Below are 17,961 nucleotides of genomic sequence, written 5' to 3'. Positions count from 1 at the left end.
GAAAAGATGAAGATGATGCGAAAGCAGCTCAAGGGATCATGAAATTGACTATCAGACTATCATTGGGAGCGGATTTTTCCCAGACTTATTCATATATCCATTCATAAAATCCTCCTTGACAACGATTGGAGCAATTCTTGTAGAATAGGTGCCTCTTTAGTTTTACATAGATAGCTTAATAGAGGACCGATGGCCACCAAGCGTACTTATCAACCTAGTAATCTTAAGCGTAAGCGTGATCATGGCTTTCGTGCTCGTATGAGCACCGCAGATGGTCGTAAAATCTTAGCTCGCCGTCGTGCTAAAGGCCGTAAGCGTTTGAGTGCTTAATTAAATTTATCCTTTTAAACGCAGCTGAAAGTCAATTTTGTGTCTTCATTTGGGTACATTGAATTCATGTAAGCGCTTTCCTCGTTCTGCTAGGATTTGTTTGCCTTCGGAATATTATGTCGCCTTTGAGCAAGGTCGACGTTATTCGTCTGTTTTATTGAGATTGCATCATCTGCCGACTTCAGGACCAGTGCGTTTGGGCCTAGTAGTTTCCCGTAGAGTTGATATACGCGCTGTTAATCGTAATCGGATCAAACGAGCACTGCGTGAGGTAATGCGCCAGATCGCCTATAAGTTAGTTCCAGGTGACTACGTGGTAGTTGTTCGTCAAACTGCCAAAGACGTTAGTAATGCTGAATTGAGTGTGGCCTTATTGTCATTGTTACGGCGCATCGGAGCATTGCCTTTAGCTTCAATTGATAACGCAATGCTGCCTTTCTTCGAACGCAATTGTTCCCGTAAATAAACGAATTAGAACCCCGTTCCGACTGAACGAGAAATTTTTCTTAAATGAACCAGACTCGTGTATTACTGATATTTTCCTGGCTGACGGTAGCAACACTATTGTGGATGGATTGGAGTAAAAATAAAAATGAAACACTAGAAATCTCGGCTTCTCATAATCTTGGTGTTGATAGCAATTTGGAGTTGGAGCACGCAGTTCCCCAAATTCATGCTGGCGCAGTTCCACTTCAAAAAGACTCACAATTAATTGCAGCTGCTCCGAAAGTGCCTGTGATCAATGTAACAACTGATGTCCTACAGCTAAAATTAGATGGATTTAGCATACTTGCTGCTGATTTATTACGTTTTCCTCAAAGTAAAGATCGAGGTGCTAAGCCAATTAAGTTGCTTACAGATGATCCAAATTATCCTTACAGTGCCACTACTGGTTGGGTAAGCCAGAGTAATTCTCCAGTGCCGAATTTAAGTACATTTCTTCCTGAGCAGCCAGATGTTTCCTATAAATTGGCCAATGATCAAAATCGTTTAGTGGTCCCGTTTATTTGGACAGCTGCAAATGGAGTCAGCATTCGCCGAACATTTACTTTCGAACGTGGTCGCTATGCCATCTTAATTAGAGATGAAATCCGTAACAGTGGCGAGACCCCTTGGAACGCTTATGTTTTCCGTAAGTTGAGTCGGGTACCTATACCTAATATCTTAAACCGCGCGATGACCAATCCAGACTCGTTCAGTTTTAACGGCGCTGTTTGGTACAGTGAGAAAGGTGGTTATGAACGCCGTGCGTTTAAGGATTATATGAATGATGGCGGTCTTAATCGAGAAATTGGTGGTGGTTGGATCGCACTGCTTCAACATCATTTTTTCACTGCATGGATCCCGCAGAAAGATCAAGCATCGTTGTATTTATTAGCTCAGAATGGTTCACGTGATATAGCTGAACTCCGTGGGCCTGCTTTTACGGTAGCGCCTGGTCAAACTACAACGACGGAGGCCAGATTGTGGGTCGGTCCGAAGCTGGTCGAGCAAATTACTAAAGAGCATGTCAAGGGATTAGATCGTGTTGTTGACTATAGTCGCTTCCAGTTAATGGCATTGATTGGTCAAGGTTTATTTTGGATCTTGAGTCACCTGAACAGTCTTTTGCATAACTGGGGATGGGCTATTGTCGGTTTGGTAGTCTTGCTTCGTATTGCCATGTACCCTTTAAGTGCTTCCCAATATAAATCCGCAGCGAAAATGCGTAAATTTCAACCGCGCCTGCAGCAGCTTAAGGAACGCTATGGTGAGGATAGGCAAAAGTTCCAGCAAGCGATGATGGAACTATATAAGAAAGAAAAAATTAATCCCATGGGTGGGTGCTTCCCTATTTTAATTCAGATGCCGATTTTCTTTGCGCTGTATTGGGTGTTGGTTGAGTCTGTTGAGTTGCGTCAAGCACCTTGGCTGGGTTGGATCCAGGATCTGACTACGCGCGATCCTTATTTTATCTTGCCTCTTCTCAATATAGTAATCATGTGGGCAACACAAAAACTGACTCCGACACCAGCTGGTATGGATCCTATCGCTGGAAAAATGATGCAGGTGATGCCGTTGATTTTTGGCGTGATGATGGCTTTTGTGCCCTCCGGTTTAGCATTGTATTGGGTGATCAATGGTGGTTTAAATTTGTTAATCCAATGGTGGATGATTCGTCAACATGCAGATTTTTCACGTAAAAGGAGTAGAGAGAATATTAAATAATTATTATATCGTTTTCTCTAAATTTATCTCTCACGCATTATTTTCTCTATATATTTAAAATTCTTGATTTATTATTAATATAATCCCCCATGTTAAATCAAGCCAAACCGCTCAGTTCTTTATTACTGAATCTGTGTACATTGCTGGCACTTGTAGCTTGTAAGCATCAATCAACACCTGTTGAGTCTGCATCACCGGTCACTACCGTTTCAGTTGACGTTAAACATCATTCCCCTGACCCACAACAGGCCCAGCCACTTCTAGCGTCTTTGCATCAACAGTTAGAAAGTTACCGTCGTATTATGGTGCTTCTCACGGATGATGGGGTACAGTCGCCTCAGGAGCGTGTTACTTCGAGCCAAGTTGGCCAAATTCTGTTTAATGAAGGATTGAATCAACGCACCGCCTTTTCTAAAAGAATTGATGCACTGCTTGCTTCTGGTGCTCCTAACCGTTTTGATACTTTGACAGTAATACTGGATTATATTGAGTCCTCCCCTGATCTCTATGACGCTGATCGTTTGGCCTTTCGTGAAGCGTTAAATGATCTTGACGCCCGTATTAACCATGATTCGGCGCTTCCGGCGATAAAGTTGCGTCAACGTATTCATGAAGATATAGATGCATTAAATCAGATTGAGCGCAACTACAATCAGGAAATTACTCGGCTATCTATTCCTTTTGATCGTAATCGAGGAATCCTTATTAAGCGTGAAAAGTGGGATGACTACGTGGCGCATTTGCGTCGTTCTTACACACGTAAAATGATTTTGCATGATTATGGAATTCTCGAAGCTTATCCGATACCAATTGAAGAAAGCGAACATGAGATATTTGGTAATGAATTACCTCCTAAAACATTGGTACTTACCTTCGATGATGGCCCGCATCGAATTTATACAAATGAAATCAAAGAAATCTTACAGCACTATGCTGTGCCAGCAGTGTTCTTCGAGGTTGGACGTAATATTGGCAGATTCGATAGGGCCGGAAAACCGCGACTAGGACCTTTATCTAAAATCACCCGTGAGCTAATAGAGCAAGGATACGCAGTTGCTAATCATAGTATGACCCATGACCTGTTATCTAAGCTTAGTGGCAATGCGCTCCGCAAAGAGGTGATTAATGCAGATATAATATTGCGTGCAGTTGATGAAAGGCGTGCACCATTATTCCGCTTCCCTTACGGAGCGCGTAATGCTGAGGGGCTGCGATTACTTTCTGAAATCGGCCTTCAATCAGTGAGATGGAATATTGATTCCCTTGACTGGGCCGATCCAGTTCCCAATTCTGTTGCCCGGCGTGTACTCCTCCAGGTGGCCCAAAGGCAGCGTGGCATCATTTTATTTCACGATATCCATGACCGCGCAGTTAAAGCATTACCGCAGATTTTGGAGAAACTTATCGCTGAAGGCTACCAATTTGCTGGTTGGGATGGTCATGCTTTTAGCGTGAATAATAGCCATCCTAAAAGTGCCAAAATCGATGGTGAAGGGATAGAAACGACAGCTTCACGTTCTTGGGCAACAGTGATTGGTGTGGATGACTACACCAAATGGCCGAAATTGAAATACGCAGCTAACGACGCGCAGGCAATTGCTAACACATTAATTCAATCCTTTGGCTTTCCATCTTCACACGTCATTCTATTGAAGAACCGTGAGGCTACTCGCGATAAAATTCTTTCTGTTTTTAACGACTTGGCGAATGGCCGTATACAAAAAAATGATCGCCTATTCGTCTTCTTTGCTGGTCATGGCGCCACACGCCAACTCTCATTAGGACGCGAAGTGGGTTACATCATTCCTGTTGACTCGGATCCGGCGCATTTTGCAGATGATGCGATTTCAATGACCAAGATACAGAACATCGCTAAGAGCTTTGAAGCTAAGCATGTACTGCTTGTGATGGATGCTTGCTATAGCGGTTTGGGTTTAATGCCTAAACAGACACAGACCAGTCCTCGCCTTGCTACGAACATTAACCGAATGAGTCGTCAAATACTCACTTCTGGTGCGCCTGATCAACCAGTGACCGATAGAGGCCCAAATGGGCATTCCGTCTTCACATGGGCGTTGTTGAAAGCCTTGTCTGGGCATGCTGACTTTAATGATGATGGATTGATCACTGGTACTGAATTGGGAGCATACGTTGCATCAGCCGTATCAACGGTATCAGCACAAACCCCAGCATTCGGTCCCTTGCTTGGTTCACCGGGCGGGGAATTTGTGTTCGAGATACCCAGGCGTAAAAAAATTCTGACAACACAAAACACAAAGAGACCTGTAAAGGCGATTAACTTCAATCGTCCTTTTGAGTCCGCAAATACTACACGCCAAGCTAAAAAACTACATCAAAATACGACTGCCGTTAAATTAATCACAGTAAAAAATCTACACCGTGATGAGGCAAGATTATTATTACCTCCAACCGTTAAGTTGGGCAAAGGAAAGCTAGTCCAGCCTGCAAATGATCTTGGGTTGCAATTATGCACTAAGGAACTTACCGATCAATTCACTGACACACTGGAACTAAAACCCCACTTTTTACTGACGTCTAAAAATTTTGGTTTCTTTTATCCTCCTCAGAGCGAATATGCACAACATGTGCCGTGGTTGCAGAACACCCTCAAAATAGATTACCCACCTGTGACCACACAACTCAATCGTGGTGATATCTATTTACAGTTAAATAATAAGGATAAAGCGCGAAAAACGTATACCACTGACGTGGATCTTCAACCAGAAGATTCTGCTACAAAGCAGCTGGGTATGAAACTGACTAAATTATGAGCCAGCGCTCAACCAAGATGGGCGACACCATTGCTGCCATTGCGACTGCCTCTGGTGCTGCTGGAATAGGGATCATTCGTATTTCTGGCTCACAGATTAAGACAATTGCAACTGGTCTAGGAATGACCACCTTACGGCCACGATATGCGCATTACACCCGTTTTCTTGATGTCGATGATCAAGTCATTGATGACGGATTAGCAATATGGTTTCCTGCTCCGCATAGTTTCACTGGCGAAGATGTACTAGAACTGCAAGGCCACGGTAGCCCACTGTTGCTACGCCAACTACTGACACGATGCCTGGATCTGGGAGCGCGCCAAGCACGCCCTGGTGAATTTAGCGAACGTGCCTTCCTCAACGGAAAACTCGATTTGATACAAGCAGAAGCAATTGCCGATATGATCGGCGCTGCTGACCTGCGTGCTGCCCGTGCTGCTCGTAGATCGTTGGATGGCGTATTTTCCCGGCGTTGCGAAGCATTAGCCCAACAATTAGTCAGATTACGTATTCACGTTGAGGCAACAATCGACTTTGCCGATGAATCATTAGATACCCTAGACCGTGCCCAGATACGTACTTCTTTACAAACCTTGAATGTTGAATTGACCCAACTACTTCGAGACGCTGAGCATGGCAAGCGCCTTTGTGATGGACTGTATACCGTTTTAGTTGGTCCACCGAATGTTGGTAAAAGCTCACTACTCAATGCCTTAATTGGTAGTGACCGTGCGATCGTCACCGATGTTCCTGGTACCACTCGTGACACATTACGAGAGAGCGTACATTTCCATGGCTTGGAATTTGTTTTAGTTGACACTGCTGGCTTACGTGGAGAAGGCGATGCAATTGAGCGTGAAGGCATGCGTCGTACCCTCAATGAATTACAACGCGCTGATTTAGCATTGGTCGTCTTAGATGCCTGCGATCCCCAGATTGGCAGCCTTGCCCTTGCAGATGCCCTTACTTCAGTGCCACGCGTCCTCTGGATTCATAACAAACTTGATTTACTTACCGAGCCACCGTCCGTATTGGATACAGATGTGATCCCAGTGTCTGCAATGACAGGTGCTGGCTTGGACACATTGAAAACCCGCTTGCGCACATTACTGCTTGGCGAGACAGTCGAAACAATCGAAGGTGAATTTTCGGCACGATTACGTCATGTACAAGCCTTACAACGTACAGCGGCCCATGTAACCGATGCGAATGCACAATTCTCCTACGAACATTTGGAATTGACAGCTGAAGAACTTCGTTTGGCTTATAAAGCACTGGGTGAAATCAATGGCAGCATGAGCCCCGATGAATTACTCGGCCGGATCTTCTCAAACTTCTGTATTGGAAAATAAACACTATTTTTTAGACATCCAAACAAACCAGAAAAACCTATAAAGCCCGCTTTAATGCGGGCTTTACGCTTGACTATTACACGCCCAAACATACACATCTTAGACACACCACAGACCCAACCCAACGGCACTGGTGGTGGCAATACCACCGTGCAGCAGCACTTGAATACCTGACCCGCATCCTCACAGACCCTCCCCGATTCCCCGACCTGATCCCTGACCGCATCCGTCAGCATGTCAAACACCCCGCCCCCAAAATGCCCCAGCTCCCATACCGCCGGTAAAACCTTAGCTTTACACCAACACATCCCAAACCGAACCGACTTCTACCCTCATACCGATGCAGCAAGGCAATACATCGTCCTGCCCCAAACATTCAAACCGCCCCCCACCCCCCTATCCCTGCGATCAACCCCCAAAGACGCACACCCTGCTACGTGACCACCGATCCCATCACCGGCACAACCACATCAGATACCCCCAGTCTCCATACGACTGCCCCCCAAAAAAAAGGATCAAACCAGATACCAAAAAAATCACACACCCCAAACAGAACACCAGCAACCTACTGAAAAAAGATTGACCATCCCAAACCGCACAAAAAACCACCACACAGCCTCCTACAGATGGAGACGGTGCCACCGCCTGCCCCCAAAAATTCCCCCCATCCCCCCCGATTCTGCCCGTCTTTCAGATTTTTCTGACATCCACATCCGGCAAATTCCTCCCTTTCGTCTTCACCTTCTTCCCCTGTCGCCCCTGATAAAATGTGACAAAAATCACCAATTAACACAGCATCCCCCCACACCAAACGATTCGGGATGCCCCTTACCCAAAGGAAACCTCATGAACAAGGACCTCTACCGCCTCATCTACAACCGTGCCCTGCGTCTGTGGCAAGTGGCCTCAGAACTCGCCACCGCATCCGGCGGTACCCCAGGTCCTTCCCCGACAGCGCAACGGCCAGCCCGTGCCTGCCTCCATCCCATCCCCTTTGCCCTCTGGCTCAGCCTTGGCTGGGTGAGTATCACCGGCATGGCCACCGCCCAAGTGGTGGCTGACCCCCACGCCCCCGGCCAACAACGCCCCACCATTCTCACCGCCCCCAACGGCGCCCCCCTGATCAACATCCAGACCCCCAGCCCAGCGGGCGTCTCCCGCAACACCTACCAACAATTTGACATCACCCCACAAGGCGCCATCCTCAACAACGCCCGCACCCCGACCCAGACCCACCTGGCGGGCACCGTCCAAGGCAACCCCTGGCTGGCCGCCGGCACCGCCAAAATCATCCTCAACGAAGTCAACAGCCCCACCTCCACCCAACTGCACGGCACGATGGAAGTGGCTGGCGCCCGCGCCCAACTCATCATTGCCAACCCCTCCGGCATCACCTGCAACGGCTGCGGCGTCATCAACGCCCACCAACTTACCCTCACCACCGGCACCCCCATCTTCAACGCCCGTGGCGCCCTAGACCACTACCGCGTCCAAGGCGGCGCCATCCAGATTGACGGCCTAGGCCTAGACAGCCACAGCACCGACTACACCGCCCTCATTGCCCGCACCGTCCAACTCAACGCTGGCCTCTGGGCCCACACCCTGCAGACCACCACCGGCCCCGCCACCGTCGCCCTGGACGGACACCCCACCGCCTCCCTGCCTGCCCCCCCAGGCGACCGCCCCACCGTGGCCCTGGACGTCTCCGCCCTGGGCGGCATGTATGCCGGCAAAATCACCCTGATTGGCACCGAACACGGCCTGGGCGTCCGCAACGCCGGCCAACTCAGCGCCACCAGCGCCCCCCTCACCGTCACCGTGGATGGTCTTCTGGAGAACACCGGCCGCCTTCAATCCGCCACCGACACCCAACTCAACGCCACCGCACAAGTCACCAACAGCGGCCTCATCAGCGCCGCCCAGACCCTGACCCTGCACACCCCCACCACCATTGACAACCGCAGCGGCACCCTCAACGCCGCCCGCCTGGACATCACCGGCACCCGCCTGGATAACCGCGGCGGCCACATCCAACAAACCGGCCTCCAACCCCTCACCCTCCAGACCCAACACCTGGACAACCAGGACCAGGGCCGCCTTGGCGTCCTAGACACCCCAGCGCCCGCCACCCCGGCCACCCCGACAGTCACGGCCCCGATTAGCAACGCCCCTCCCACCGTCACCGCCCCCCCGGCCACCGACCCCACCACCTCCCCCGTTGCCCCCACCGTCCCCCACCTGGCCCATGGCACCCTTACCCTCACACAGACCATTGACAACCGCGGCGGCCACATCACCGCCGGCGGCCCCATCGACGCCATCCTCACCGACCTAGACAACCGCGACGGCACCGCCGCCCTCAACCGCCTCACCCTCCAAGGCCAACGCCTGGATAACCAACACGGCATCCTCACCCTCGCCACCGATGCCACCATTCACACCCACACCCTCAACAACACCGCCGGCCAACTTCACGCCAACGGCACCCTGGACCTCACCGCCGACACCTTCAGCAACCAAAACGGCCAACTCCTCACCACCGGCCCCCAGAACGCCACCCTCACCATTGCCGACCTCCTGGACAACCAACACGGCATCATTGCTAGCGCCGCGAACCTCCTGACCCTAAAGACCGACCACCTCAACAACGCTGCTGGCCAACTCCACGCCAACGGCGCCCTGGACCTCACCGCCCAACGTTTCAGCAACCAAAACGGCCAACTCCTCCACACCGGCTCCCAGAACGCCACCCTCACCATTGCCAACCTCCTGGACAACCAACACGGCCTAGTAGCCAGCGCGGCTAACGCCCTGACCCTGCACACCGGCCACCTCAACAACGACGCCGGTCAATTCCAGACTAACGGCGCTCTTGACCTGACCGCCCAACGTTTCAGCAACCAACACGGCCAATTCCTGCACAACAGCCCGCAAAGCGCCCACCTGCGGATTGATGGCCAGCTGGACAACCAACAAGGCGTACTCGCCAGCAACGCCGCCGAACTGACACTAGAGACTGGCCAATTCAACAACGACAGCGGCACCCTCCAACAGAGCGGGCAGGGCACCCTGCACATTGACGCCGCCACCCTGACCGGCCACGGCGGCACCCTGACCAGCCAAGGCGCCCTCACCCTCACCGGCACCCACACCGACCTCAGCCACGCCACCACCACCGCCCAACACATCACCATCCACACCGACGACCTCACTACCGCCGGCGGCCACCTCACCGCCTACGGAGAACACACCCTCCAACTGAATGCCCGTACCCGCATCGACAACACCGCCGGCACCATTGCCACCAACGGCAGCCTAGACCTGCACACCGCCGCCCTGGATAACACCGGCGGCACCCTCCACAGCACCGCCACCGGCCCCAACCGCCTAGACATCACCCACACCCTCACCAACACCGCCGGCCACCTCCTCCTTAACGGCCCCACCACCCTCACCACCGGCACCTGGACCAACACGGGCGGCCAACTCCAGATCACCGGCCCGGCCACCCTCCACGCCACCACCCTAGACAACCGCGGCGGCATCCTCCACACCGCCACCGGCCCCCTGGACCTGCGCGTCACCGGCACCATTAACAACCAAGACAACGGCATCCTCTCCAGCACCGCCGCCCTCACCCTCACCGCCGCCAGCCTCCACAACCAACACGGCACCCTGGATGCCGCCGGCCCCGCCCACCTCACCCTTACCGGCCTACTGGATAACACCGCCGGCCTCCTCCAAACCGCCCACACCCTCTGGCTCACCAGCGCCGGCCTCACCAACCGCAGCGGCACCCTCACCGCCGCCGCCCTCACCCTAGACACCCAAGCCCACACCCTGGACAACACCAGCGGCCGCCTCGGCACCACCACCGGCAACCTCACCCTTCACACCGGCCTACTGGACAACACCGCCGGCCTCCTCCAAACCGCCGCCACCCTCACCATCGACACCGGCGCCGCCCCCCTGACCAACCGCGACGGCGGCACCCTCCTGGCTGCTGACACCCTGGACCTACACACCACCACCCTGGACAACCGCGGCGGCACCATCGACTCCCAGACCGCCACCCACCTGCACACCACCACCATTGACAACACCACCGCCGGACACATCAGCAGCAACGGCACCCTCCAGATTGACGGCACCACCCTCACCAACACCGGCGGCCGCCTCCACAGCGGCGGCGACACCCGCCTCCACCTCCAAGACACCCTGAACAACCACGACGGCCGCATCACCGCCGCCGGCACCCTGGACATCACCACCACCACCCTGGACAACCACAGCACCCCCCTTACCGCGCCCCCGGCCACCCAGACCCGCGCCCCCACCGGCGCCCCAGACAACGGCCTCTACGCCACCCACATCCAAATCGCCAGCACCACCCTGGACAACACCGCCGGCACCCTCAGCGCCGCTCAAAACCTCACCCTCACCCTGAGCGACACCCTCACCAACACCGCCGGCCACCTCAGCGCCGGCGCCACCCTGGACCTCACTGCAGACCACCTGAGCAACCACACCGGCACCCTCCTCAGCGGCGCCAGCCAAACCCTGCACCTCCACCGCCTCACCGGCGACGGCCGCCTCCATGCCGGCAACGCCCTCACCCTGACCCTCCAAGACAGCCTCGACACCGCCGGCACCCTCAGCGCCACCGGCCTGCTCACCCTCACCACCGCTGGCGACCTCACCAACCGCGGCCTCATCCAAGCCGCCGACCTCACCGCCCAGGCCCGTGACATCACCACCACCGCCACCGGCCAACTCCTGACCACCGGCCACACCCACCTCACCGCCACCGGCACCCTGAACAACAGCGGCCACCTCCAAGCTGCCGACCTCACCGCCCAGGCCCATGACATCACCACCACCGCCACCGGCCAACTCCTGACCACCGGCCACACCCACCTCACCGCCACCGGCACCCTGAACAACAGCGGCCACCTCCAAGCCGCCGACCTCACCGCCCAAGCCAACACCATCACCAACACCGGCACCTTCCTGGCTACGAGCCACGCCACCCTCACCGCCACCGACACCCTGACCAACAGCGGCTTGCTCCAAGCCGCCGACCTCACCGCCCAAGCCAACACCATTACCAACACCGCCACCGGACGGCTCCTGACCACCGCCCACACCCAGCTCACCGCCACCGACACCCTCACCAACAGCGGCCTTGTCCACGCCGGTGACCTGACCGTCCACGCCCGTGACATCACCAACACCGCCACCGGCCAACTTATCGCCAGCAACCTCGCCCAACTCACCGCCACCGCCACCCTCACCAACCGCGGCCTCATCGACGCCTTCACCACCCACCTCAGCGCCCCCACCATTGACAACCTCGGCACCGGCCGCCTCTACGGCGACCACATTGCCCTCCAAGCCCACACCCTCACCAACCGCGATGAAACCAGCGACGGCCACACCCACACCGCCACCATCGCCGCCCGCCAACGCCTAGACATTGGCGCGGACACCCTGCGTAACACCGCTAACGCCATGATTCTCAGTGATGGAGATGCCGCCATCGGCGCCACCCTGGACAACACCCTCCACGCCACCGGCATCGCCACCCTCATCGACAACCGCAGCGCCACCATCGACATCACCGGCACCCTGAACATCACCACCACCACCCTCAACAACATCCGCGAAAACGTCCACATCGCCCACGCCCCCGACGTCGTGACCGAAGCCCGCATGTACCAACCCCACTGGCGCAAAAACAAACCCAACGGCGGCTCAGGCGACTTCCGACTGAGCAGCAACTACGACGCCCACGAAATCTACTACCTCAACCCCGCCGACATCCTCGAAGACACCCCCTACATCACCCCCGATGGCCAAAAGATCCACCGCGCCATCGTCCGCCTCACCCCCCAGACCAGCGCCTACTTCTATGCCCGTGGTGGCCTGCATGCCAGCCAGGCTGAACGCCGCCGCCTGGACCTCACCGCCCGCACCGGCGACAGCGTCGTCCTGTACTACACCGACCGTCAGGACAAACAGCCCAACCCCGACCACGTCGCCGCCGCCGCAACCAATGACAGCGCCTTCATCGGCCTGGACGCCGCCCAGCAAAACGAACGCTTAAAAATCGTCCCCATCACCTACGCCCCCGGCGATGACCGCCTCACCTACGACCCCACCTACGGCACCTGCACTGACGACTGCGTCCGCCTCGTCACCTGGCACGACTACACCGACCCAGACCACACCCTCATTGACATGCGCCGCGGCCCCAACGATGTCGACGACAACGAGCGCGAACGTCATGCCACCAGAACCACCCAACAAGAAATCCTCAACCCCGATGCCGGCGCCCCAGCCCTCATCCAGTCTGGCGGCACCATGCGTATTGACGTCGGCTACCTCTACAACCACTACGCCGACCTGCTGGCCGGCGGCGACCAAACCATCGTTGGCCTGCCCCCCCATCCGACCAAAGAAACAGCAGATGACGAACACAAGTACAACAGAGCCCTGCTGATCGACAACCGCGCCCTCCAACTCTCCCGTACCGACAGATTCCAAAACATCAGCACCACCTACCGTGGCAAAGACTCCGCACCATGGAGCAATGAATCCCGGACCACCCCCACCACACAGATTGGCGGCCGCATCACCAGCGGCGGCCACCAACACATTGCCGCCCAAACATTCAACAACGTCACCGACTCCACCCACGCCCCTGAGCCCATCCAACATGTCACCTACAACCCCAGCACCCAAACCCTGACCATTGCTGACGGCCACATCACCGTCACCGACACCCCCCCCAGCCTCCACACCGTCTCCCTTGCCGACAACGGCTTCAGCCACGGCCAAGAACTCACCTACATCCCTGAAAAGAGCATCACCACCCCCAACGCCCCCATCCGCGACCCCGCCGCCCCCCCCGCCGTCACCGTCACCCCCACCGGCCCCCTCACCCTGCCCAACAACAGCCTCTTCACCATTCACCCCGACACCGCCACCCTCATCACCACCGACCCCCGCTTTACCCTCGGCCGCCCCTACACCAGCGCCGACAGCCAACTCCACGCCCTGGGCGACCACGACACCCTCCACAAACGCCTCGGCGACGGCTACTACGAACAACGCCTCATCCGCGAACAAATCGCCCAACTCACCGGCCGCCGCCGCCTGGACGGCTACACCGACGACGACCACCAATACCGCGCCCTCCTGGACGCCGGCCTCACCGTCGCCAAACAGCACCAACTGCGCCCCGGCATTGCCCTCAGTGCCGACCAAATGGCCCAACTCACCAGCGACATCGTCTGGCTCGTCCAACAAGACGTCCACCTGCCCGACGGCACCACCACCGTCGCCCTCGTCCCCCGCCTCTACCTGCGCCCCCGCACCGGCGACCTCACCCCAGACGGCGCCCTCCTGGCGGCCGCCAGCACCACCATCAACGCCCACACCCTCACCAACACCGGCACCATTGACGCCCGCGACCTCATCAACATCAACACCCACATCATGGACCAACAAGGCGGCCGCCTTACCGCCGACGCCATCAACATCCACACCACCGGCGACTTCACCAACCTGGGCGGACAATTCACCGCCGGCGACTTCCTCAAAGTCCATGCCCAAGGCAACTTCCTTGCTAGCAGCACCCTACGCGACGCCACCACCCAAGGCACCCGCCACCACAGCGTGACGGAACTGGACCAACAGGCCGGCTTCACCGTCACCGGCCCCGGCGCCTACCTCGGCTTGAGCACCAACCAAGCCATGACCCAACAAGCCGTTGCCATCAGCAACACCGGCACTGACGGCTACACCTCCCTCAAAGCCACCGGCCCCCTACACCTGGGCACCCTCAACACCCACCGCAGCGACACCACCCAGTGGGACCCCCGCAACAGCCGCCACACCCGCATCGACACCGAACACGGCACCAGTATCCGCAGCGCCGGCGACATCCAACTCAACAGCGGCCAAGACATCAACCTGCGTGCCGTCACCCTCCACAGCACCCAAGGCACTGTCAGCGCCCTGGCCACCGGCAACGTCACCATTACGCACGGGGACACCCTCCAATACACCAGCCAAGATAACCACAGCAAACGCAGCGGCCTCCTCAACAGCCGCACCACCACCACCCACGCCGACCAACAACAGACCCAGGCCATGAGCAGCACCCTCAGCGGCACTAAAGTCCTCGTCAAAGGCAACAACATCACCGTCACCGGCAGCCACCTCCTTTCCGATGCCGGCACCTACATGCAGGCCAAAGGCGACCTCACCCTCCAAGCCGCCACCAACACCACCCAATCCACCTACTCAGAACACACCAAACAACGCGGCCTCATCCGCAACGGCGGCGCCTCCCTCACCCTGGGCAACCAAAGCCAGCGCACCGACAGCACCACCACAGCCACCACCACCACCGGCTCCCTCATCGGCGCCACCAACGGCAATGTGACCCTGCTGGCGGGCGGCCACTACCAACAGATCGGCAGCGACGTCCTGTCCCCTAACGGCGACATCGACATCCACGCCAAAAAAGTCGACATCATCCAAGCCCACCACACCAGCCACACCACCCAACACACCGCCACCCGCCAAAGCGGCCTCACCGTCGGCCTCAGCAACCCCCTGATTGCCGGTGCCCAGACCGCCCAGCAAATGCAACACGCCGCCGCTCGCAGCGGCGACCCCCGTCTCCACGCCCTGGCCGGCCTCACCACCGCCCTGGGCGCCAAAAACACCATTGATGCCGTGCGCCAAGACCCCCGCGCCCTGGGCGGCCTCAACGCCTCCCTCACCCTTGGCCGCAGCACACACGACAGCACCACCACCACCACCACCACCACCGCCGCAGGCTCCAACGTCAACGCCGGCGGTAACGTCCGCATCAGCGCCACCGGTGACGGCGAAGCCTCCACCCTCACCATCCAAGGCAGCCACGTCCGCGGCGACAACATGACTTACCTCAAAGCCGATGGCGACATCGCCCTACTGGCCGCCGCCAACACCACCACCAGCGACCGTCAAAGCCGCGGCCGCAGCGCAGGTGTCGGCGTGGCCGTGAACCTAGGCTCCAGCGGCACCAGTGCCGGCCTCACCGCCCACGCCAGCACCTCCACAGGCAGCGGCCAGTCTACCGACCTCACCTGGACCAACAGCCACGTCGGAGGCGGCAACCTACTGACCATTGAAGCCGGCGGCGACCTCCTCATGAAAGGCGCCATTGGCACCGCCAAACACGTCATTGCCGACATTGCTGGCAACCTCACCATCCAAAGCCTCCAAGACACCCACCACTACCGCAGCAAAGACCGCAGCCTTGGCGGCAGCCTCACCGTCGGCGCAGGCGTCAGCGGCAGCGCCAACCTCAACAACCAAACCATCCGCAGCGACTACGCCAGCGTCACCGAACAAAGCGGCCTGTTTACTGGCGATGGCGGCTATGACATCACCGTTGGCGGCCAGACCCACCTTATCGGCGGCGCCATCACCTCCAACAGCACCGCCATCCACAACGGCCTGAACACCCTGGACACCGGCACCCTGATCCTGCAAGACATTGAAAACCGCGCCACCTACACCGCCACCCAAGTCAACCTGGGCGGCGGCTACAGCCGCAACGGCGGCACCGTCGGCACCGACCAACAAGGCCACGCCGCCACCGCCACCCAGGTTCCTGGCACCACCTTACCCACCCACAACGGCCTCAGCGCTGCCCCTCCTGGCGCCATGACCGCCAGCGACAGCAGCCACAGCACCACCTACAGCGGCATCAGCCAAGGCGCCCTCACCATCCGCGACCCCGCCGCCCAACACGCCCTCACCGGCCACACCGCCGCCCAGACCATCGCCGGCCTCAACCGCGACATCCTCACCGACACCGCCACCAGCAACGCCCTCACCCCCATCTTTGACGAACAACGCATCAACGCCGCCTTTGACATCGTCACCGCCCTACAACGGGAAACCGGCACCTTCATCAACAACCGTGCTGCAGAAGCCACCCAAGCCCAACAGGCCCTGCAGGCCGAACACGCCAAACCAGCAGACCAACGCGACCCGGCCCACATCGCCGCCCTACAACAACGCATCCAAAACACCACCACCTGGGAACTGGGCGGCACCGGCCACACCATCGTGACCGCCCTGACCCTGGCCGCCGGCCAACAAGTGACCGGCCCGGCCACCCAAATGCTGCAAAACGCCGCAGTCAACTACATCCAAAGCCTGGGCGCCCGCGAAATCAAAGACCTTGCCGACACCCTGGGCAGCGACACCGCCCGCAGCGCCCTGCAAGGTCTCCTGGGTTGTGCCGGTGCCGCCGCCCAAGGCCAGGCTTGTGGTGCTGGCGCGGTAGGTGGTGCCGCCGCCGTTGTCATCAACAGCCTTCTAGACCGCGCCAACGGTGCTGAAGCGGCCAGCCTCAGCGCTGAAGAAAAACAACACCGTACCGACCTAGTCACCAGCCTGGTGGCCGGCATCACCACCGCCGCCGGAGGCGATGCCGCCGTCAGCAGCGCCGCCGCCCGCCTGGAAACCGAAAACAACGCCGCCTTTATCCCAGTGATTCTTGGCGCCGTCTGGCTAGCCGATAAAGGCATCACCGCCTATCAAGCTTGGCAAGACATCAAAGCGATTCGTTCCGGAGAAAAAACCCTAGAACAAGTGGCCCTAGAAAGAGGGCAGGACTACGTCACCTCCATAGTGATTGGCAACCTCGCTAAATACGGCCTTAAAGCGGCAATGATCGGCGGCCGCTGGATTTCTGGCACCGCAAAAGAGATTGCCAATGCAGAAAAAGAAGCGCTTAGGCAAATAAGAAATAACCCCAAAGGCCCTGATTTAACCCAAAAGCCGCCTGGTCAAATCATGGCGCTGCAGCGGCAAAAGCGCCTGGATGATGTGAAAAGCGTGATTGGCAGGCGTAGTCAAAAGGATACATTGGTCGTGGGAGGGATTGAGGTCAAAGCTGTACCCTATGACCGCAACGTTCCAGGGGGAAGTAATAAAAGTGGTACAACCAAGGTATTTGATTCACATGCATTAACCGATGCGCAGATTAAAGACTATGCACAGCAATTAACTGGAGGTGTGCCTTTAAAGCAGACGAGTAGGCCGGGGGTTTATACGGCTAAATTGAGTGATGGGAGCACTGTGACATTGAGGTCGGTTTCTAAATCAAATCAAGAGACTCAAGCGAGGTGGACTATTGATATAAAGGATAATCCCGCTTTAAGTGAGATTACAAATAAAACAGTTGAGCTTAAATTTAGGTGAGGTGA

The 17,961-nt window shown here is 56.8% G+C and carries 6 protein-coding genes; all 6 read left to right on the top strand.

Annotation, left to right across the window (positions count from 1 at the left end):
• Positions 1-189 precede the first annotated feature (189 nt).
• The 6 genes from rpmH to F7G16_RS11640 all read left to right on the top strand — a co-directional run bounded on the left by rpmH (position 190) and on the right by F7G16_RS11640 (position 17,956).
• Positions 190-330, top strand: coding sequence for a 50S ribosomal protein L34 (gene rpmH, locus F7G16_RS11665; protein ID WP_004085093.1), 141 nt, complete (start codon positions 190-192; stop codon positions 328-330).
• 58 nt (positions 331-388) lie between these two features.
• Positions 389-796, top strand: coding sequence for a ribonuclease P protein component (rnpA, locus tag F7G16_RS11660; RefSeq protein WP_011098388.1), 408 nt, complete (start codon positions 389-391; stop codon positions 794-796).
• 44 nt (positions 797-840) lie between these two features.
• On the top strand, positions 841-2,538 hold the full coding sequence (gene yidC, locus F7G16_RS11655) for a membrane protein insertase YidC (protein ID WP_004087831.1): 1,698 nt from the start codon (positions 841-843) through the stop codon (positions 2,536-2,538).
• An 89-nt stretch (positions 2,539-2,627) separates the two neighbouring features.
• Entirely contained in the window at positions 2,628-5,330 is a 2,703-nt protein-coding gene (locus F7G16_RS11650) for a polysaccharide deacetylase family protein (protein WP_004087830.1), read from the top strand.
• Entirely contained in the window at positions 5,327-6,682 is a 1,356-nt protein-coding gene (gene mnmE / locus F7G16_RS11645) for a tRNA uridine-5-carboxymethylaminomethyl(34) synthesis GTPase MnmE (RefSeq protein ID WP_011098387.1), read from the top strand. The genes F7G16_RS11650 and mnmE overlap by 4 nt, the downstream gene beginning before the upstream one ends.
• A gap of 846 nt (positions 6,683-7,528) precedes the next feature.
• Complete coding sequence (locus tag F7G16_RS11640; protein ID WP_167405121.1) at positions 7,529-17,956, top strand: two-partner secretion domain-containing protein; 10,428 nt, start codon at positions 7,529-7,531, stop codon at positions 17,954-17,956.
• Positions 17,957-17,961 lie beyond the last annotated feature (5 nt).

The sequence above is a fragment of the Xylella fastidiosa genome (assembly GCF_011801475.1).
Classification (GTDB): domain Bacteria; phylum Pseudomonadota; class Gammaproteobacteria; order Xanthomonadales; family Xanthomonadaceae; genus Xylella; species Xylella fastidiosa.
Note: the sequence above shows the minus strand (reverse complement) of the source record. Positions and strands in the feature narration are given on the sequence as shown.

Coding starts and splice junctions, on each gene's coding strand:
- rpmH (WP_004085093.1), top strand. CDS start 190: ATGGCCACCAAGCGTACTTATCAACCTAGTAATCTTAAGCGTAAGCGT.
- yidC (WP_004087831.1), top strand. CDS start 841: ATGAACCAGACTCGTGTATTACTGATATTTTCCTGGCTGACGGTAGCA.
- F7G16_RS11650 (WP_004087830.1), top strand. CDS start 2,628: ATGTTAAATCAAGCCAAACCGCTCAGTTCTTTATTACTGAATCTGTGT.
- mnmE (WP_011098387.1), top strand. CDS start 5,327: ATGAGCCAGCGCTCAACCAAGATGGGCGACACCATTGCTGCCATTGCG.
- F7G16_RS11640 (WP_167405121.1), top strand. CDS start 7,529: ATGAACAAGGACCTCTACCGCCTCATCTACAACCGTGCCCTGCGTCTG.